General features: G+C 67.1%; 16 protein-coding genes. 11 read left to right on the top strand and 5 right to left on the bottom strand.

What is annotated here, in order from left to right:
- Positions 1-153: 153 nt before the first annotated feature.
- Entirely contained in the window at positions 154-333 is a 180-nt protein-coding gene (locus QO259_RS19450) for a hypothetical protein (RefSeq protein ID WP_207036377.1), read from the bottom strand.
- A gap of 123 nt (positions 334-456) precedes the next feature.
- A complete protein-coding gene (locus QO259_RS19445; RefSeq protein ID WP_285951259.1) occupies positions 457-2,523 on the bottom strand; it encodes a TonB-dependent receptor family protein in 2,067 nt (688 codons plus the stop codon).
- 267 nt (positions 2,524-2,790) lie between these two features.
- Between QO259_RS19445 and QO259_RS19440 the strand changes: the two genes are divergently transcribed.
- The gene (locus QO259_RS19440) at positions 2,791-3,588 is read left to right on the top strand and encodes an SDR family NAD(P)-dependent oxidoreductase (protein WP_285951258.1); all 798 of its coding nucleotides are present in this window, start codon (positions 2,791-2,793) and stop codon (positions 3,586-3,588) included.
- A 70-nt stretch (positions 3,589-3,658) separates the two neighbouring features.
- On the opposite strand, the gene QO259_RS19435 is transcribed toward QO259_RS19440, so the two are convergent.
- Positions 3,659-4,414 carry a DUF481 domain-containing protein gene (locus QO259_RS19435; protein ID WP_051896472.1) on the bottom strand — a complete coding sequence of 252 codons (756 nt, stop codon included), beginning with the start codon at positions 4,412-4,414 and terminating at the stop codon, positions 3,659-3,661.
- Between the two features lie 495 nt (positions 4,415-4,909).
- Positions 4,910-6,148 carry an amino acid deaminase gene (locus tag QO259_RS19430; protein WP_285951257.1) on the bottom strand — a complete coding sequence of 413 codons (1,239 nt, stop codon included), beginning with the start codon at positions 6,146-6,148 and terminating at the stop codon, positions 4,910-4,912.
- 247 nt (positions 6,149-6,395) lie between these two features.
- Between QO259_RS19430 and QO259_RS19425 the strand changes: the two genes are divergently transcribed.
- The 4 genes from QO259_RS19425 to QO259_RS19410 all read left to right on the top strand — a co-directional run bounded on the left by QO259_RS19425 (position 6,396) and on the right by QO259_RS19410 (position 10,937).
- Positions 6,396-7,259: a MurR/RpiR family transcriptional regulator gene (locus QO259_RS19425; protein ID WP_207036394.1), complete on the top strand. Its 864-nt coding sequence runs from the start codon at positions 6,396-6,398 to the stop codon at positions 7,257-7,259.
- A 16-nt stretch (positions 7,260-7,275) separates the two neighbouring features.
- On the top strand, positions 7,276-8,751 hold the full coding sequence (locus tag QO259_RS19420) for an N-acyl-D-amino-acid deacylase family protein (RefSeq protein ID WP_285951256.1): 1,476 nt from the start codon (positions 7,276-7,278) through the stop codon (positions 8,749-8,751).
- A 61-nt stretch (positions 8,752-8,812) separates the two neighbouring features.
- On the top strand, positions 8,813-9,205 hold the full coding sequence (locus QO259_RS19415; RefSeq protein WP_285951255.1) for a RidA family protein: 393 nt from the start codon (positions 8,813-8,815) through the stop codon (positions 9,203-9,205).
- Positions 9,206-9,446: 241 nt separating this feature from the next.
- The gene (locus QO259_RS19410) at positions 9,447-10,937 is read left to right on the top strand and encodes a sodium:solute symporter family protein (RefSeq protein WP_285951254.1); all 1,491 of its coding nucleotides are present in this window, start codon (positions 9,447-9,449) and stop codon (positions 10,935-10,937) included.
- Positions 10,938-10,991: 54 nt separating this feature from the next.
- On the opposite strand, the gene QO259_RS19405 is transcribed toward QO259_RS19410, so the two are convergent.
- Positions 10,992-11,474 (bottom strand): ureidoglycolate lyase, encoded by a 483-nt coding sequence (locus QO259_RS19405; RefSeq protein WP_285951253.1) that lies wholly within the window; start codon positions 11,472-11,474, stop codon positions 10,992-10,994.
- A 303-nt stretch (positions 11,475-11,777) separates the two neighbouring features.
- Between QO259_RS19405 and QO259_RS19400 the strand changes: the two genes are divergently transcribed.
- From QO259_RS19400 to yjfF, 6 genes are all read left to right on the top strand, one after another.
- Complete coding sequence (locus tag QO259_RS19400) at positions 11,778-12,728, top strand: 4-hydroxyproline epimerase (protein WP_285951252.1); 951 nt, start codon at positions 11,778-11,780, stop codon at positions 12,726-12,728.
- A 27-nt stretch (positions 12,729-12,755) separates the two neighbouring features.
- Positions 12,756-13,700, top strand: coding sequence for a dihydrodipicolinate synthase family protein (locus tag QO259_RS19395; protein ID WP_285951251.1), 945 nt, complete (start codon positions 12,756-12,758; stop codon positions 13,698-13,700).
- A 555-nt stretch (positions 13,701-14,255) separates the two neighbouring features.
- Entirely contained in the window at positions 14,256-15,206 is a 951-nt protein-coding gene (gene ytfQ, locus QO259_RS19390; RefSeq protein WP_207036405.1) for a galactofuranose ABC transporter, galactofuranose-binding protein YtfQ, read from the top strand.
- A gap of 264 nt (positions 15,207-15,470) precedes the next feature.
- Complete coding sequence (locus QO259_RS19385; protein ID WP_285951250.1) at positions 15,471-17,003, top strand: sugar ABC transporter ATP-binding protein; 1,533 nt, start codon at positions 15,471-15,473, stop codon at positions 17,001-17,003.
- Entirely contained in the window at positions 17,000-18,034 is a 1,035-nt protein-coding gene (locus tag QO259_RS19380; protein ID WP_285951249.1) for an ABC transporter permease, read from the top strand. The genes QO259_RS19385 and QO259_RS19380 overlap by 4 nt, the downstream gene beginning before the upstream one ends.
- Positions 18,031-19,005 (top strand): galactofuranose ABC transporter, permease protein YjfF, encoded by a 975-nt coding sequence (yjfF, locus tag QO259_RS19375; protein ID WP_285951248.1) that lies wholly within the window; start codon positions 18,031-18,033, stop codon positions 19,003-19,005. The genes QO259_RS19380 and yjfF overlap by 4 nt, the downstream gene beginning before the upstream one ends.
- Positions 19,006-19,089: the final 84 nt, after the last annotated feature.

Genomic DNA, 19,089 nt, shown 5'->3' with positions numbered 1-19,089 from the left:
GCGGCCAGCCGCCGATCATGCCCGCGCACCGCCCACCTAAAGGGGGTGGCAGTACGTAGAACGTCTATCGGCGGCTCGATCTCGAACTTTACTTCATCCCCGTGATATGCAGCGCAAACACTCGCGCTCCCAGGTGGGATGAACGGCAGGCGTTCAGGGCAGCTCGCCGCTGCCCTGCTGGCCGCGGGTGGCATCCGCCGGATTGGCGGTGGGGCCATCCTGAGGGACGCCGGGCTGAACCTCGCGCTGGCCATCGGCGTAGGTGTTGACGGTACAGCCGGCGAGCAGCGACAGCAGCAGTGCGGCTAGAGCAAAAGAGAGCAGATGACGCATGATGAGTTCCTCGTGATCCCGCCGGGCACCCTGTGGACGGCCCGGTGTCGTTATGATGGCGCTCGAAAAGCGCTGAATGGATCGCCGAACGCGATGCCTTTACGGCGCCCGTGTCGTGACACCCTAAAAATCGATGCCGATACCAGCATAGACCGTTCGCCCTGGCGCTGGCTCGAAGTAGCGCGCGTTGCTGGCGTTGATGCGCACGTTGGCATAGTGCTCCACCGCGAACAGATTACGCACGCCGACATAGGTCTTGAGCCAGGTATCGCCACCCAGATGCCAGCCGTCGCCACCGCGCAGATTGACCAGCCAGTAGTCGCCGACGCTCACCTCGCCGGCGTTGTCCGCCACCATATCGCCCACGTACTGGGTCTCGACGCTGGCGAAACGCTGGCCTACCCCCTCCCAGCTCAGGCGGTTGACCCAGGTCTGCTGCGGCAGGCCGGGGATGCGCTTGCCATCGTAGCGACCCTGGGTATCGGAGAAGTGATCGAAGTGGTAGCGCGCCAGCGTCAGGGCGCTGTCGAGGCGCCAGCCGGGGGTGAACTGCCAGCCGAGCGCGACCTCGAGGCCATCGCGCTCGCTGTCACCGGCGTTCTGGTAGAAGGTACGCCCGGATTCGCCCTCGTAGGGCACCAGCTCGTCACGCACCCGCACCGAGAACAGCGCGACGTCGTAGTCGACGCCATTGGTGAAGCTGCCGCGCGCGCCCAGCTCGCGGCTCCACGCCTTCTGCGGCTCGATATCGCCGTTGAAGCCGCCAGCGCCGCTGGGATTGGCGAACTCGGAGAAGGTCGGCGTCTCGTAGGCGGTGGCGGTATTGGCATAGAGCTGATGGTTGGCGCGGTAACGGTAGCTGATACCCGCGCTGGTACTCCATTGATCGAAGGTCCGCTCGCCGCTGTCATCGCCGTCCTCGTTGGCGGGGTCGATATAGGCGTCGTCGATCTTCATTTTGACCCGGTCGTAGCGACCGCCGAGGGAGAGCGTCCAGCGCTCGTCGAGGTCGAGATCGCCCTGCACGAAGGCCCCCAGCGAGGTCGCCGTCTGGGTCTCGTCGGCCGCCGTGCCGGTGACCTCGCCGCTGAAGGCGACGCTCTTACGTCCACGATCGTCGCGCTGATGCGCGACATCGACCCCGGCGACATAGCGCAGCGGCATCTGCGCCAGGTGCACGGTCTGGTGATACTCGGCGCTACCACCATAGTAGTCACGCTGATAGTCGATCAGGCTGTCGCCGGGATAGGGCAGTTGCTGCTCGAAGTCGCGGCGCAGATAGAAGCCCTTGAGATAGAGCGCCCCGGGCCCCGCCGAGAGATCCTCGTACTGCAGGCCGAATACCTGCTGATCGACGTTCTGGCCGGTGTCGTACTTCTCGGTGAAGGCCCCGGCCTGATCGCGGTCGGCATGCACCTGTGCCCGGGTCAGTCCGCTGGGGTCTTCGGAACGCGGGTTGTCGAGCAGATTGACGATGGCGGTGAGCGCACGGTCGCTGCCCAGCTCGCGGCGCAGCTTGGCATTGAGCAGATACTTCTCGGTGGCGCTGTGGTCGCGGTAGCCCGAATAGTCGAGGGCGGAGAGGCTGACATGGTGCGACCAGGGGCCATTGACCCCGCCGTTGCTCACCGCGTACTTGCGATAGCCGTGGCTGCCCCCCTCCATACGAATGTGGCTACCCGGATCGTCGCGCCCGTCCGCCGTGGTCACGCTGATCACCCCGCCGGCGGCATTGCCGTACTGCACCGCGGCCGGCCCGCGGATCACCTCGATGCGTTCGGCGCTGTCGAGATCGATGGCGTCGAGCTGGGCCTGACCGTCGGGCAGCGTATAGGGGATACCGTCGACCATCACGGTGATACCGCGTACACCGAACGGCGCCCGCGCGCCGAAACCGCGGATGGCGATGCGCTGCCCCTGGGCGAAGTTGTTGCGGTTCTGCAGATAGAGGCCAGGAACGAGGTCGAGCGACTCGTCCAGCCTGACCCGCTGCTGGCCCTGCTGGATCGCTTGGCGGTCGACCACGGAGACGGCCGCCGGCGTGGCGTAGAGCTCCCGCGCCAAGCGTGGCGCGGTCACCTCGATGACCGGCTGGGCCTCGGGCGCGGCACTGCCCGTCTGGGCCAGCGCACCCAGCGGCGCGAGCAGCACCCCGGCGCCGAGCGCCCGGGAGAGAATTCGGATTGTCATGGCGTTCCCTGCGAGATCCCCCGTCATGGCGCGACGACGGCGCCGCCTGCGGACGACGCCTGGCGGCATCGAGGTGCGGGGGTGTCCGGTGATGATGGCGAGAAGCGCCCACTATGCCGCAGCCAGCCAGGGCTGACAAAACCGAGTTGGCGCCGCGCGCCAATCGTGACCATGCTCAAGGCTCGGGTGTCATCGCCCCTGCGGCGGCGGCGCCATCTTCTGCAAGCTCATTCCGTGTAAGTTCATCGTCTGCAAGGAGGCAAACGCATGGATCTCGCCATCAGCGGCAAGACCGCACTGGTGACCGGCGCCCAGGGCGGCATCGGTCTGGCGACCGCGCGGCGGCTCGCCGCCGAGGGCGTCAATCTCGTCCTCAGCGACATCGACGCCGAGGCGCTCGAGGCGGCGGCGGCCGATCTCGACGGCGCGACGCTCTGCGTCACCGCCGATGTCACCGATCAGGCCCAGGTCGATGCCCTCGTCGCCCGCGGCCGCGAACGCTTCGGCCATATCGACATGGTGGTCCACGCCGCCGGCATCACCGGCGCCAAGGGCGACCCGCTGACGCTACCGGACGCCGATTACGAAGAGGCGTGGCAGATCGACTTTTTCTCCGCGGTGCGTCTGGCACGCGCGACCATCCCGGCGATGCGCGAACAGGGCTGGGGGCGCTTCATCTGTCTCACCTCGGAAAACACCGTACAGCCCTACTGGGAGGAGGCGGTCTACAACACCGCCAAGGCGGCGCTGAGCGCCTTCATCAAGAATCTCTCCTACCGCGAGGCGGCGCACGGGGTGCTGTGCAACACCGTGGCACCGGCGTTCATCGCCTCGCCGATGACCGACGGCATGATGCACCAGCGCGCCAAAGCGCTGAACTGCTCGTTCGACGAAGCGGTGGAGAGCTTTCTCGACGAGGAGCGCCCGGGCATCGTCGCCAAGCGCCGCGGCGAGGCGGACGAAGTCGCCTACATCATCGCCATGCTGCTCTCCCCCCACGCCTCCTTCGTCAACGGCAGCAATCTGCGCGTCGATGGCGGAGCGGTGATGTCGGTACAGAACTGACATCCGAACCCTCTGACGATGGGCGCAGGATGAGCCCACGTCGCCTGGCGGCTGTGAAGGGTGCTCTTGATCACATGTGGTAGACCAGCGACACCCCGGTGGTGGTGTCGGTCTGGCTGGAGGCTCCCGGCGGCGGGTTGTCGTTGAAGTCGGCCTCGTAGGAGAGCTTGAGCGCCAGGTCTTCGTTCATCGCCACGACCAGCGCCGTCTCGGAGCGCCCGATGATGTTCTCGCGCGACGACTCGGTGGCCAGCGTCTGCGTGAAGCGCGAGTTCTCGGAGAACTGCCAGCCGTAGTCCAGTCCGGCGTAGAACAGCGCCAGATCGTCACTGCCGTCGCCGGTGTATTCGTCGTGACGCACCCCGGGGCCGACCTCGACCGAGAGCGAATGCGGCGGCCCCTCCAGGAGTTGGCGGCCGTAGCCACCGATCAGCGTGCTCTGCGAGTCATAGCCGGAGAAACGGTCCTTGTCCCAGCGCGCCAGCCCGAACAGATAGTTGGCGCGAGAGAGGTTGTAGCGCGTGCGACCCTGGACGAAATACTCCTCGGCGGAGGTCTCGTCATCGTCGCTGGCGCTCTTGGCCCCCAGCTTCAAGTTGTAGGACCAGGGCGCATCGAACCAGGTCATGTCGGCGCCGGCCAGCAGGCTCTCGCTGTGGCTGTTGCCGCTGATCTTGTGATAGCCCAGTTCGGCCTGCCCTTCGAACGGCTTCTCGGCCTCGGCCGGATTGTCCAGCGCCTCGAAATCCTCGAGCTGGGCCTGGGCACCGCCGGCCAGCGCCAGCAGCCCGGCGCCCAGCAGCCACTGCCGGGCCCGCATCAGCATCTTCGCTCTTCCTTGATGAATCACGTACACCTCCTTATCTACCTGCCATTAACGCTACTGCCGTTCCGCATCCGGCCGGGCGACAGGAAGCGCGCCCCGCCGCGGCGCGGTCGGGCGAAAACGGGGGATATAGACCACTAGTGCTTTAGAAGGTGCGGCAGAAACCAGGGTGTGTACGAAAAACCAACGCGCGTAAACCGTTCTCGTACAAGGCGGGCGTGAACGGCGCGGCAAGCCGGCCGTGGGATTGGGGCAAAAAAATGGCGAGCCAATGGCTCGCCAAGCTTCCGTCTGTGAATAAGGTCTCTTACCCGACGGAAGAGCGCTCGGGTGGGCCACCACCGCCGCGGGCGATGGCCGCAAGTAGAGAGGCGTCGACGTCGGGCAGGGGGCACCCGCATCGCTCACCGGATGCCAAGTTAAGCGAGCGGGATGCCGGCGTCAATATTTATGGAAAGGATTTCCAATTTCGTGATGCGGCATGTCGGCATGGCATCAGAAGCAGGTTTCCAGGGTCTGCTCGACATTCAGATCGGCATCCACCAGCAGCAGGCGGCGCCACTTGTCGAAGGTCAGACAGGGGTGCGAGGTGCCGAAGGCGATCACGTCACCCACCGCGACCTCGGCCCCGGCGGGCAGCTCGAGAAACAGGTGCTGATCCATGATGTGCACGCTGCGCCAGCCGTCGACCTCGCACGGCGTCGCCTGACCCTGGGGATAACGGCGCAGGGCAATGGGCAGATCCGGCTCGTGACCGATATCGCGCTTGCCCAGGGCGACGATCGCGCGCCCCGGCTCGGGCAGCGACTGCACCTGGGCAAATACTTCCAGCGCCGGCTGCAGCTCGCCCGCCAGCCCGGGGTGGCGCGACTTGATCTCGGCCATGGCGCCGGCATAGAGCTTGTGGTCGTGGACCACGTAGCAGCCGGGGCGCAGCACCGGAGTGTAGTGCTGGCGCAGCTCGGCGCGGTCGAAGCCCTCGGCGATCAGGTCGAACCACTTGGAGCCCGAAGCGGTGACGATCGGCGCCTCGCGCGCCAGCGCCCCGCTCTCGCGCAGGCTGCGCACCGTCTCCACCAGCCGCGCGGCGTAGGCGCGCACTGCCGCGACCTCGTCGCCGCCGTGGATCAGTCCTTCGTAGCCCTCGACCCCCACCAGCGCCAGCGCCGGCTCGGCGGCGATCGCCGCCACCACCGCCGCGACCTGATCAGCGTCGCGACAGCCACAGCGCCCGCCGGCGACACCCAACTCCACCAGTACCTGCAGACGCAGCCCGCGGGTGGCGAAGAAGGCACCCAGCGCGCGCACGTTGTCGACCCCGTCCACCACGCAGTAGTAATCCAGCCCCGCGGCGATGGCATCCGCCACCAGCGCCATGTTGGGCTCGCCGATCAGCTGGTTGACCATCAGCACACGCTCGATGCCGTGGGCGTGGGCCGCCGCCGTCTGCACCGCGGTCGCCAGGGTGATCCCCCAGGCCCCCGCCGCCAGCTGACGCTTGAACAGCTCAGGCGCCATGGTGGTCTTGCCGTGGGGCGCCAGCTCGGCGCCGTGGTCGGCGGCGAAGCGCTGCATCCAGGCGATGTTGTGGGCCAGCGCCGGCGCCAGCACGGCTGCCGCCGGCAGCGGTACGTCGCGCAGCAGCTTGGCCGGCGTCGACGCGCCGTAGGGCGTGCCCTTCTCGATCACGGGGACACTGCGGGTCACGGAAACATTACTGGGCGAGTGGTGCATGACGGGCCTCCGGAGGCAGAGCGAAAGCTGCCAGAGAAAAAGATGACGGCACGGGAGAGAACCAGCGGCGAATGCCGCAGGAAGAGCCTCGCGCCGCCGGATTGTCGACCAACGAGTTATTTACTAACACGAAACAGAAGAATATGTTAATTACTAACACAGCGACGCCAATCGGCGATGTCAGGCTCGGCCTGCTGGCCGGGCCCTTCGCGTTACCCAGGCCGTTACCTTTACAGAGGAGTTTCGCTTGAGCCAGCAGATCGACATCCTGTCGTTGATCACCGCCCGTCTCCCCAGCCTGCGCGCTGCCGAGCGCAAGGTCGCCGGGCTGATCTTCGACGATATCGATTTCGTCGCCGAGGCGAGCATCGGCGAAATCGCCACCCGCGCCGGGGTCAGCGACGCCACGGTGACACGCTTCGCCCGGGCGGTGGAGTGCCGCAACGTACGCGACCTCAAGACCCGCCTGACTCGCGCTCTGGCCGCAGGGCGCCGCTTCATCCAGGAGGCGAACGAGGAGGATGGCCTCGGCGTGATCTACGACAGCGCCACCCAGACCCTGGCGCTCAACCGCACGCTGATGGAGCAGGCCGACGTCGAGGGTGCGGTGGCGATGCTGGATAGCGCGCGCCAGATCCTGGTCTTCGGCGCCGGCGGGGGCTCCACGGTGATGGCCCAGGAGCTGCAGTTCCGGCTGGTGCGCCTGGGCTATGCGATCAGCGCCTATCCGCAGGCGCTGCTGCCGCGCATGGTCGCTGCCACCCTGGAGCCGGAAGACGTGGTGGTGGCGATCTCGGCCAGCGGCTACACCCCCGAGATCAACGATGCCGCCGAGCTGGCCCGCGAGTACGGCGCGCGGGTGGTCGCGATCACCGCGGTCGGCTCGCCGCTGGCCGGCATCGCCGACCTGGCGCTGCCGCTGGCCTCACGGGAGACCGACTTCATCTATTTTCCGTCGTCATCACGCTACGCCATGATGGCCGCCGTCGACATGCTGGCGCTGGGCCTGGCACTGCGCCACCGGGCGCGGACCCGCGACAAGCTGCGGCGGCTCAAGATCACCCTCGATGCCCATCGCGGCGGCGACGATCGCCAGCCGCTCGGCGACTGAGACGCCAGGAGCGCCCATGTCCCACCTCTATGATCTGCTGATCCGCCGCGCCAGCATCATCGATGGCAGCGGCCGCGATGCCTTCGTCGCCGATGTCGCCATCGACGGCGAGCGCATCGCCGCCGTAGGCGACCTGGCCGAGGCCCATGGCCGCGAAGAGATCGCAGCCGCGGGGCTGACCCTGACCCCCGGCTTCATCGACGTTCACACCCACGACGACACCAACGTCATCCGCACCCCGGAGATGCTGCCCAAGCTCTCCCAGGGGGTGACCACGGTGGTGGTCGGCAACTGCGGCATCAGCGCCAGCCCGGTCAGCCTCGATGGCGAGGTGCCGGACCCGATGAACCTGCTCGGGCGCGCCGAGGATTTCCGCTACCCCACCTTCGCCGCCTACGCCGAGGCGGTGACCGCGGCGCGTCCCAGCGTCAACGTCGCCGCACTGATCGGCCACACCAGCCTGCGCAGCCAGGTGATGGACCGCTTCGACCGCCCCGCCAGCCCAGCCGAGATCGCGGCCATGCGCGCCCAGCTCGAGCGCGCCCTGGCCGAGGGCGCCCTGGGGCTCTCCTCGGGGCTCGCCTACCGCAACGCCTTCCACGCACCCAGCGCCGAGATGAACGCGCTGGTCGAGGCGGTGGGTCATGCCGGCGGCGTCTATACCACGCATCTGCGTGACGAGTTCGCGGGACTGCCCGCGGCGATGGAGGAAGCCTTCGCCACCGCCGCCCACGGCCAGGCGCCGCTGGTGATCTCGCATCTCAAGTGCGCCGGTGCCGGCAACTGGGGCAATGCGCCGCTGGCGCTGGCCAAGCTCGACGATGCGGCGCGCCGCCACGGCGTGCACTGCGACTGCTACCCCTACACCGCCGGCTCCTCGACGCTGGACCTGGGCCAGGTCACCGACGAGATCGATATCTTCATCACCTGGTCCGACCCGCACCCCGAGATGGCGCGTCAACCGCTGAAGACGATCGCCGCGCAGTGGCAGCTGTCGCTGGAGGACGCCGCGCGGCGGCTGCAGCCGGCCGGGGCGGTCTATCACAACATGAGCGAGGCGGACATGCGCCAGGTGCTGGCGCATCCGCTGTCGATGGTGGGTTCCGACGGTCTGCCCAACGATCCGCATCCGCACCCGCGTCTGTGGGGCGCCTTCCCGCGGGTGCTGGCGCACTACAGCCGCGATCTGCAGCTGCTGCCGCTGGCCGCGGCGGTGCACAAGATGACCGGGCTTTCCGCCGCCAACTTCGGCCTCACCGACCGCGGCGAGATCCGCCCCGGCGCCTTCGCCGACCTGGTGCTGTTCGACCTCGACACCCTCGAGGACACCGCCACCTACAGTGCACCGATCGCCAAGGCCCGCGGCATCGAGCTGGTGGTGGTCAACGGTGCGATCGGCTATCGCCACGGCCAGGCCAGCGCTACCCGTAACGGGCGCCTGCTGCGGCGCGAGGTGCGGCTGTCACCGCGCCCCTCGCGGCCCGCCGCCTGATATTTCGCATCGGCCCCGCGCGCCGCGTGGGGCCTTCCCTGACCCAGAAAGGAGATTTTGCATGAGCATCAAGCGTTATGGCGTCGAAGGCGGCGTCGGCACCGGCGGCCAGAAGCTGCCCTTCGCCCGCGCCACCGAAGCCGGTGGCTGGCTGTTCGTCTCCGGCCAGACGCCGATGACCGATGGCGAAGTGGTCGAAGGCAGCATCATCGAACAGTCGCGGCTGGCCTTCGCCAACTGCCTGAAGATCGCCGAGGAGGCCGGCTACGGCGTGGAGGACGTGGTCCATGTCACCGCCGTACTCACCGACGCGCGCTACTTCAGCTCGTTCAACAAGGTGTTCAAGGAAGTGTTCGGCGACCACCCGCCGGCGCGGATCTGCAGCGTCCAGGACCTGGTGGTGGACTGCAAGGTGGAGGTCGACATCAAGTGCTATCGCGCCGATCGCGCCTGACAAGCGCCTAAGCGGCGGTATAGCGAGGCGCAGGCCAACGCTGCGATGGGCCCACTCCGCAGGATCGCAACAGACGTCAGCAGAGCGCAAAGATTAGAAGAACGGAAACATTAGAAGAACAGAAAGAAAGGTGGCCGCGCCCCGGCAAGGGCGCGACCGCAGTGAAAAACCCCACGGGACATGACATTTCACACTGCTCCGGTCGCGGCAACGACCGGGACGACAATTATAAGAGGTAGCCATGAACAGCCAAGTCTTCCTCGGCACCTTCGTCGCCTACGTGATCGTGATGATCGCCTTCGGCTGCTGGGTATCACGCCACAGCCGCGGTAATGGCGACGACTTCCTGCTCGGCGGGCGCAGCCTGCCGCTCTTTCTGACCATCGGCACTACCGTGGCGACCATGGTCGGCACCGGGTCGAGCATGGGCGCGGTCGGTTTCGGCTACGCCAACGGCTGGGCCGGCGCCCTCTACGGTATCGGCGGGGCGATCGGCGTGCTGCTGCTGGCGTTCTGGTTCGCCCCGGTGAGACGCCTGCGCTTCATGACCATGAGCGAGGAGCTCTCCTACTATGTCGGCGCCAACCGCCTGGTGCGCAACGTCGTCGCGGTGCTGATCTACATCGCCTGCATCGGCTGGCTCGGCGCGCATATCCTCGGCGGCGGCCTCTACCTGTCGTGGATGGCGGGGATCGACCTGACCACGGCGCGCATCCTGGTCGCTCTGGGCTTCGGCATCTACTGCGTGATCGGCGGCTACATGGCGGTGGTATGGACCGACACCGTGCAGGCGGTGGTGCTGTTCGTCGGCTTCATCGTGATGGCGATCATCGCGCTGGTCGAGGTCGGTGGCTTCTCCGGCCTAGGCGCCAACATGGATGCCAGCGCCATCACCTTCCTCGGGATCGGCAAGATCGGCCTGGTGCCGGCGCTGTCGCTGGCGGCGGTGATCGCGGTCGGCGTGCTGGCGACGCCCTCCTACCGCCAGCGCATCTACTCCGGCAGCTCGGTGGCCTCGGTGCGCAAGTCGTTCGTGATCACCGGCGTGCTCTACCTGTTCTTTTCGATCATTCCGGCGATCATCGGCATGGCGACCCATGCCCTCAACCCGAACCTGGACAACAGCAACTTCGCCTTCCCGTTCCTCGCCACCGAGATCCTCCCGCTGTGGCTGGGCCTGCTGCTGCTGGTGGCGGGGCTTTCGGCGACCATGTCCAGCGCCAGCTCCGACGCCATCGCCGGGGTCTCGATCCTGCTGCGCGATATCTACGTACTGTTCACCGGCCACACGCCGTCTGCGCGCAAGGTCGTGGGGCTCTCCCGGCTGGCGCTGGTCGTCACCATCGGCCTGGCGCTGCTGTTCGCGCTCACCTCCAACAACGTCATCAGCTATATCACCAGCATGATCGCCACGGTGATGGCAGGGATGTTCGTCTGCGGCGTGCTCGGGCGCTTCTGGCCGCGCTACACCTGGCAGGGGGCCATCGCCACCCTGATCGCCGCGTCGGCGACCTCGCTGACCGTGATCAATGTCGATGCCTGGGCGGCGTTCTGGGGCAACCCCAGCATTCCCGCCGTGCTGGTCGCACTGGTCGTGGGTGTCGTCGTCAGCCTGGTCACGCCCGCCTCGAAGGTGACGCCGCAACAGGCGCTCGAGATCATCGACGCCGAGCGCGAACGCATGGAGCGGGCAGAAGACCCCGCCAGCGCCCTCAGCGGCAAGCCGGTCTGATAGAACCGCTGCGGCAAGCTTCTCGCTGCCCCGCCTTGGCGGGGCAGCGTCGCTTTAGACGACGACCCGAATCCTCATCTCGCGCTCGTCGAGATTGTCGGCACCGCCACGGTCGACGACCAGAAACTCCCCCTCGCGCTCCAGCACCGAGTGGATCGCATGCCAAGTCCCGGCCCGGTAGTTGACCCCCTGGCGGCCGTCGGTGACGAAGGCGCGAATCGCGCTCGGATCGATGTCGTCGCCCGGCGGCGCCACCACGACCACGAAGCGCTCTTCGTGCAGCGGCATGAACGCCTGACTGCCCAGCGGATGACGCTCGAGCAGATCGACCTCCAGCGGCAGCGCCACCGGCTGGCTGACGAAGAGACTGATCAGTGGCGGCGTGGCGGCATCGCGGATATCGACCTTGGCCAGCGCATGGTGGCGCTGGGTGCGGCCGGCGTTGATCGCGAACGACTCGCCGATACGCGCATCGATCACCTCACCGAAAGGCGCGAAGGCCGCCGCGGTCAGCGGCTGCGCGTTGAGTTCCTGCATCTGCTCTGCTCCTGTCATCGTTCGAGGTCATGTTCCGTCTTCGGTTTTACCCCATGAGGCCGCGCGCGTCGCGCCGTTTCAGGATCCGTTGACGCGGTCATCGTATACAAACGCGGTCACTGCGCGTGCCATCAGGGGGCGTGCTGACGATGCCGAACATCCCGCCATCTATCGCCACGGCCAACCCACCCACTTCTCACGACTCCCAGCCACCCCTTCCCTTATCGCTCCGGGGATTGTATAAAATATAAAATAATTCGATCACAGCCGCTCTTTTCTGTCCTCTGAGCACGGGAGCCCCCCATGCAGCGTATCCACGTCATCGACTCCCATACCGGCGGCGAGCCGACCCGGCTGGTGATGTCGGGTTTTCCGGCGCTCACCGGCGACATGGCCGCCCAGCGCGAGCTGATGCGACGCGAGCACGACCAGTGGCGGCGAGCGTGTCTGCTCGAACCGCGGGGCAACGATGTGCTGGTGGGGGCGCTCTACTGCGAGCCGGTCTCACCGGACGCCAGCTGCGGGGTGATCTTCTTTAATAACACGGGCTATCTGGGCATGTGCGGCCACGGCACCATCGGGCTGGTGGCCTCGCTTTATCACCTCGGCCGGCTGGCGCCGGGCACCCATCGCATCGACACCCCGGTGGGGCAGGTCAGTGCCATTCTCCACGACGACGGCGCGGTCACCGTGGGCAACGTGCCCGCCTACCGCTACCGCCAGCAGGTGCCGGTCGAGGTGCCGGGCTACGGCGTGGTGCATGGCGATATCGCCTGGGGCGGCAACTGGTTCTTCCTGGTAGGCGAGCACGACCAGGCGCTGACGCTGGCCAACGAGGAGGCGCTGACGGCCTTTACCTGGGCGATCCGCCAGGCGCTGGACGCGCAGGCCATCACCGGCGAGAACGGTGGCCACATCGACCATATCGAGCTGTTCGCTGCGGATACCCACGGCAACCCGCCGGCCGACAGCCGCAACTTCGTGCTCTGCCCCGGCAAGGCCTACGACCGCTCCCCCTGCGGCACCGGCACCAGCGCCAAGCTGGCCTGCCTGGCAGCGGACGGCAAGCTCGCCCCCGGCGAGACCTGGGTCCAGGCCAGCATCACCGGCAGCCGCTTCGAGGGGCGCTACGACTGGCAGGGTGATCGCATCCTGCCCTTCATCACCGGCACCGCCCACGTCACCGCCGATGCCACCCTGCTGATCGATGACAACGACCCGTTCGCCTGGGGCATCACTGCCGACCACGCATGACTTGCGAAAACAATGCCAGAGGACACCATGACCGACTCCATTTTCAGCGGCTGCATTCCCGCACTGATGACCCCCTGCACCGCACAGCGCACCCCCGACTACGACGCCCTGGTCGCCAAGGGGCGCGAGCTGGTCGATCTCGGCATGCGCGCGGTGGTCTACTGCGGCTCCATGGGCGACTGGCCGCTGCTCAGCGAGACCCAGCGCCAGGAGGGCGTGGCCCGTCTGGTCGCCGCCGGCGTCCCTGTCATCGTCGGTACCGGTGCGGTCAATTCCAAGGAAGCGGTCGCCCACGCCGCGCATGCGGCCAAAGTCGGGGCTCAAGGCTTGATGGTGATTCCCCGCGTTCTCTCCCGCGGTACCTCCAGCCAGGCCCAGCGCGCACACTTCTCCGCCATTCTGGCCGCCGCACCCGAGCTGCCGGCGGTGATCTACAACAGCCCCTATTACGGCTTCGCCACCCGCGCCGAACTGTTCTTCGCACTGCGCGAGGCGTTTCCCAATCTGGTCGGTTTCAAGGAGTTCGGCGGCGCCGAGGATCTGCGCTATGCCGCCGAGCACATCACCTCCCAGGACGACGACGTCAGCCTGATGGTGGGGGTCGATACCCAGGTGGTGCACGGCTTCGTCAACTGCAACGCCAGCGGCGCCATCACCGGGGTCGGCAACGCTCTGCCACGGGAGGTTCTCAAGCTGGTCGAACTCAGCCGCCAGGCCGCCAGCGGCGACCCCGAGGCGCGGCGCCTGGCGCTGGAGCTGGAGCGCGCGCTGGCGGTGCTCTCCTCGTTCGACGAGGGCGCCGATCTGGTGCTCTACTACAAGCACCTAATGGTGCTCAACGGCGACACCGAGTACCGCCTGCACTTCAATGAGAGCGACGCCCTCACCCCGGCCCAGCAGCGCTACGCCGAGACCCAGTACGCCCAGTTCCGCGAGTGGTATGCGCGCTGGTCGCAGGCACTCGATGCCTGAGCCACGGCCAGGCCGGGACGACGCTCCTTTCCGGTGATGCTCCCCTGCATCAGACGTTTCAGCGGCCCCCACGGGGGCCGCGCCCGCTTTCCCTCCCCCGCATCTTTTCCCCTACGTTTCATCTCCCCACATTTCTTCCCCACACTTCATCCCCGACTCGCATTCAACACGCGCCCACCATCTAAGTTCAGTGAGCGATAACCTTTTTAAAATCGACTCGACCAAAGCGTGATTGGTTTTCAATGACTTTCGTCGCTCAATAAAAAGCCAAGAGATATCTCGTCATAAAAGGCGAAGTTTTTTAAAACGCACTCATCACGCAATAAAACAGTGGTGTACGAGCCTGTATCTCATGCGCCACCGGCAGGATCGAGCAATCGAATAAATACCGCCGACAGCGTGTCGAGAACGGTCTTCGCGACAACGACCCCAGGGTCTGAATCCGCCAGACCGATAGCCCCACACCGACACCCTCGCGGCCGATCAATCGCCTCATTGGCGCGCATCGCCTGCCACGAAGACGGGCAAAACCGGCGCCATCACGGGAGACCACCGATGAAGAAATCACTCGCCCTCAGCCTCGCGTTGATGGGGTTCAGTGCCACCGCGTCCGCGGCACAGGTCGTCGGCTTTTCACAGATCGGCTCGGAGTCGGGCTGGCGCGCGGCGGAAACCACCATTACCCGCAAGCAGGCCGAGCAACGCGGGATCGATCTCAAGTTCTCGGATGCCCAGCAGCGTCAGGAGAACCAGATCGCCGCGCTGCGCTCGTTCATCGCCCAGGGGGTGGATGCCATTCTGCTCGCCCCCGTGGTGGCCACCGGCTGGGACAACGTGCTCAAGGAGGCCAAGGAGAGCGAGATCCCGGTGATTCTGCTCGACCGCCAGATCGATGCGCCCAAGGATCTCTACATGACCGCGGTGGGCGCCGACAGCGTGCACGAGGGTGAAGTCGCCGGTCAGTGGCTGGTCGACAAGGTCGCCGGCAAGCCGTGCAACGTGGTCGAGCTGCAGGGCACCACCGGTTCGTCGGTGGCGATCGAGCGCAAGCAGGGCTTCGGGAAGGCGATCGCCGACCACCCCAACCTCAAGATCGTGCGCAGCCAGACCGGTGACTTCACGCGCTCCGGCGGCAAGGAGGTGATGGAGAGTTTCATCCGGGCGGAAAACGGCGGGCACGATATCTGCGCGCTGTTCTCGCACAACGACGATATGGCGATCGGCGCCATCCAGGCGATGAAGGAAGCCGGCCTGCACCCCGGCAAGGAGATTCTGACCATCTCCATCGACGCCGTGCCCGACTACTTCAAGGCGATGGCCAACGGCGACGCCAACGCCACGGTGGAGCTGACGCCCAACATGGCGGGCCCCGCCTTCGACGCGCTCGAAGCCTACTGGAAGGATGGCACCCAGCCGCCCAAGTTCATCCAGACCGACTCCAAGCTCTACACCCAGAGCGACGACCCCGAGGGCGAATACCAGCGGCGCAAGGATCTGGGCTACTGATCGTCCATGTCCAAACTCTCTGACCATGGGCGCCGGGGGCAGGGCAAAGCGAGGGTCCTTTGCCAGGGATGGCAAAGGTAGCGCCCAGGGAAGAGTTCATAGCGCCCTCGCGACGCCCTGCCGCCGGACAAGCTCACGTCGTCTGGCGGTTGTGCCATGCGTTCTAAGCCACGCCTGCGGCCGGCATCGCACACTGCCGGCCTTCCGGCCCTTCCCCGCGGCGCTCTCGACGCCGCCGGGTCCGCTCACTCGGGGTGACCGACCATGCTGCTTGCCATCCAGTCACTGACCAAGACCTTCGTCGGCATGAAGGCGCTCGATGCGGTCGACTTCGAGCTCGCCCGCGGCGAGGTGCACGCACTGCTGGGCGAGAACGGCGCCGGCAAGTCGACCCTGATCAAGTGCCTGACCGGCGCCTATCGCCGCGACGCCGGCACGCTCTTGCTGGATGACGCACCGATCTCACCGGATTCCACCGCCCAGGCCCAGGCGCTGGGCATCGGCACGGTCTACCAGGAGGTCAATCTGCTGCCCAACCTGACCGTGGCCCAAAACCTCACCTTCGGCCACGAGCCGCGCCGCTTCGGCATCGTCGACACCCGAGCCCAGCGCCGCCAGGCGGCGGCGATGCTGGATGGCTACGGGCTCGCCATCGACCTCGACCGCGATCTCGGCAGCTATTCGGTGGCAGTGCAGCAGCTGGTTGCGATTGCCCGCGCGGTGGCGCTGTCGGGCAAGGTGCTGATTCTCGACGAGCCCACCGCGAGTCTCGACGACCGCGAGGTGCAGATGCTGTTCGCGGTGGTGCGCCGGCTGCGCGACCAGGGTCTGGGCATCCTCTTCGTGTCGCACTTCCTGGACCAGGTATATGCGCTGTGCGACCGCATCACGGTGCTGCGCAACGGGCGCAAGATCGTCACCGCGCGCTGCGACGAACTCGACCGGGTGCGGCTGATCGAGCACATGCTGGGGCGCGAACTGGCAGCGGAGGAGCATGCCGCCAGGCGTGCCGAGGGCCACACGCAGGCTGCCGGGGAGCCGCTCGTCACCTTCGAGCAGGTGGGCCGCCGCGGGCATATCGAGCCGTTCGATCTCAGCGTCCAGCGCGGCGAGGTGATCGGCATGGCCGGCCTGCTGGGCTCGGGGCGCACCGAGACCGCCGAGATGATGTTCGGCATCAAGCGCGCCCATAGCGGCCGCGTTCGCGATGTCGAGGGCGCAGGCGCGGACGAACTGCACCTGCGCGGCCCGCGCGACGCCATCGCCGCCGGCTTCGGCTTCGCCCCGGAAGACCGCAAGACCGAGGGTATCGTCGCCGAGCTGACGATCCGCGAGAACATCATCCTGGCGCTGCAGGCCCGCCGCGGCTGGATGCGGCCAATACCCCGCGCCGAGCAGCAGCGCATGGCCAACGACTACATCGCACGCCTGGATATCCGCACCTCGGGGCCGGAGAAGGCGATCGGCGAGCTCTCCGGCGGCAATCAGCAGAAGGTGGTGCTGGCGCGCTGGCTGGCGATGAACCCGCGCTTTCTGATTCTCGACGAGCCGACCCGCGGCATCGATGTCGGCGCCCACGCCGAGATTCTGAGCCTGATCCGCGAGCTGACCGCCAAGGGCATGGCCGTGCTGGTGATCTCCTCCGAGCTGGACGAGCTGATCGCCGTGTCCGACCGCGTGATCGTGCTGCGCGACCGGCGTCAGGTCGCCACTCTGGTGGGCGCGGAGATCGGTCTGGAAGCGGTGGTGCAGGCGATCGCCAGCACCGACACCCGCGCCGAGGAGACTCCCGCATGATGCCCGCCGGCGTGAAACGCGTGCTGCCGCAACTGATCACCCTGGCCGTGCTGGTGGCGCTGGTCAGTGCGGTCTTCCCCGACTTCCTGCAGCTGCACTACAGCGACGGGCGGCTGATCGGCCCGGTGATCGACGTGCTCAAGCGCGGTGCGCCGGTGGCGCTGCTGGCGATCGGCATGACCCTGGTGGTCGCCACCGGCGGTATCGATCTCTCGGTGGGCACGGTCATGGCGATCACCGGTGCGGTCGCCGCGGCGGCCATCGTCGCCGGCCACGGGCTGCTCTGGGCGCTGGGCCTGGCGCTGGCCGCCGGCCTGTGCGCGGGGCTGTTCAGCGGCTGTCTGATCGCCTTCCTCGGCATCCAGCCGATCGTCGCCACCCTGATCCTGATGATCTCCGGGCGCGGTATCGCCCAGCTGATCACCGAAGGACGCATCCTGACCTTCAACCTGCCGGGGTTCAGCTTTCTCGGTTCCGGCCACCTGTTCGGCATCCCGGTGCCGGTCTGGCTATGGCTGGCGGCGGCGACGCTGACCGTGGTGGTGGTGCGGCGCACCGCGCTGGGGCTCTTGATCGAAGCGGTGGGCATCAACCGCCGGGCCAGTGCACTGGCCGGCATCAATGCCCGTGTCATCCTGCTCGCGGTCTACATGATCTCGGGGCTGTGTGCGGCGCTGGCGGGGATCGTCACCACCGCCGACATTCGCGGGGCGGATGCCAACAACGCCGGGCTATGGCTGGAGCTGGACGCCATCCTGGCCACGGTGATCGGCGGCAACTCGCTGCTCGGGGGGCGTTTCTCGATCCCGGCGGCGGTGATCGGCGCGCTGATCATCCAGACCATCAATACCGGCATCCTGCTGGCGGGCTTCCCGACCGAATACAACCTGGTCATCAAGGCAGCGCTGGTGGTCGCCATCCTGGTGCTGCAGTCGCCCCTGCTGGCAGGCGATCTGAAGCGGGTGGCCGCGCGCCTGACACGCCAGCGCCACGCCGCCCCGGCGGCGAACAAAGAGAGGGCGAGCCCATGATCAATCCCCGGCGCTATCCGCTGCTGGCGACCATCGCGATCTTCGTCATCGCCTACGCCATCTGCTATGTGCAGTTTCCCTACATGCTCTCCACCCGGGTGGCCGGCAATCTGCTGACCGACAACGCCTATCTGGGCATCGTCGCGGTCGGCATGACGGTAGTGATCCTCTCCGGCGGCATCGACCTCTCGGTGGGCGCGGTGATCGCCTTCTCCGGCGTTTTCATCGCGGTCATGCTGCGCGACACCGGGCTGCACCCGCTGCTCGTCTTCGCTCTGCTGCTGGCCCTGACCACCGCTTTCGGCGCGGCCATGGGTGCACTCATCCACCGCCTGGGCATGCCGCCGTTCATCGTCACCCTGGCCGGGATGTTCCTCGCCCGCGGCGTGGCCTACATGCTGACCATCGACTCGGTGGCGATCGATCACCCCTTCTTCGACACCCTCCAGAGCACCTACTGGCTGATGCCCGGCAAGGGGCGGCTGACGCTGATCGGGGTGATCATGCTGCTGGCCTTCGTGGTGGGCTACGTGGTCGCCCACCGCACCCGCTTCGGCGCCAATGTGTTCGCCCTCGGCGGCGGCCAGCAGACCGCGCGGCTGATGGGCAGCCGGGTCGGGCGCACCACGGTGATGATCTACGCCTTCTCGGGGCTGATGGCGGGCCTCGGCGGTATCGTCTTCGCGCTCTATACCGGCTCCGGCTATCCACTGGCGACGGTCGGCACCGAGCTGACCGCGATCGCGACCGTGGTGATCGGCGGCACCCTGCTCAGCGGCGGCGCCGGCTATGTGTTCGGAACCCTGTTCGGGGTGCTGACCATGGGGCTGATCCAGACCTATATCGTCTTCGATGGCACGCTCTCGAGCTGGTGGACCAAGATCGCCATCGGCGTCCTGCTGCTGGCCTTCATCGTGCTGCAGAAGGCGCTACTGCGACTGGGCACGCCGCGCGGCGCGGCGCCGGCCTGATATCTCGCGCGCCAGCACGCTCGCCTCCGCGCACGCACCAGGAACCAGGAACCAGGAACCCGGGAACGGATGGACGCCATCGGA

This window comes from Salinicola sp. JS01 (assembly GCF_030284585.1).
Classification (GTDB): Bacteria; Pseudomonadota; Gammaproteobacteria; order Pseudomonadales; family Halomonadaceae; genus Salinicola.
This window is presented reverse-complemented; position numbering and strand designations above follow the sequence as displayed.

Coding starts and splice junctions, on each gene's coding strand:
- QO259_RS19445 (WP_285951259.1), bottom strand. CDS start 2,523: ATGACAATCCGAATTCTCTCCCGGGCGCTCGGCGCCGGGGTGCTGCTC.
- QO259_RS19420 (WP_285951256.1), top strand. CDS start 7,276: ATGTCCCACCTCTATGATCTGCTGATCCGCCGCGCCAGCATCATCGAT.
- QO259_RS19435 (WP_051896472.1), bottom strand. CDS start 4,414: ATGCTGATGCGGGCCCGGCAGTGGCTGCTGGGCGCCGGGCTGCTGGCG.
- QO259_RS19380 (WP_285951249.1), top strand. CDS start 17,000: ATGATGCCCGCCGGCGTGAAACGCGTGCTGCCGCAACTGATCACCCTG.
- QO259_RS19400 (WP_285951252.1), top strand. CDS start 11,778: ATGCAGCGTATCCACGTCATCGACTCCCATACCGGCGGCGAGCCGACC.
- yjfF (WP_285951248.1), top strand. CDS start 18,031: ATGATCAATCCCCGGCGCTATCCGCTGCTGGCGACCATCGCGATCTTC.
- QO259_RS19395 (WP_285951251.1), top strand. CDS start 12,756: ATGACCGACTCCATTTTCAGCGGCTGCATTCCCGCACTGATGACCCCC.
- QO259_RS19410 (WP_285951254.1), top strand. CDS start 9,447: ATGAACAGCCAAGTCTTCCTCGGCACCTTCGTCGCCTACGTGATCGTG.
- ytfQ (WP_207036405.1), top strand. CDS start 14,256: ATGAAGAAATCACTCGCCCTCAGCCTCGCGTTGATGGGGTTCAGTGCC.
- QO259_RS19430 (WP_285951257.1), bottom strand. CDS start 6,148: ATGCACCACTCGCCCAGTAATGTTTCCGTGACCCGCAGTGTCCCCGTG.
- QO259_RS19440 (WP_285951258.1), top strand. CDS start 2,791: ATGGATCTCGCCATCAGCGGCAAGACCGCACTGGTGACCGGCGCCCAG.
- QO259_RS19405 (WP_285951253.1), bottom strand. CDS start 11,474: ATGCAGGAACTCAACGCGCAGCCGCTGACCGCGGCGGCCTTCGCGCCT.
- QO259_RS19385 (WP_285951250.1), top strand. CDS start 15,471: ATGCTGCTTGCCATCCAGTCACTGACCAAGACCTTCGTCGGCATGAAG.
- QO259_RS19415 (WP_285951255.1), top strand. CDS start 8,813: ATGAGCATCAAGCGTTATGGCGTCGAAGGCGGCGTCGGCACCGGCGGC.
- QO259_RS19450 (WP_207036377.1), bottom strand. CDS start 333: ATGCGTCATCTGCTCTCTTTTGCTCTAGCCGCACTGCTGCTGTCGCTG.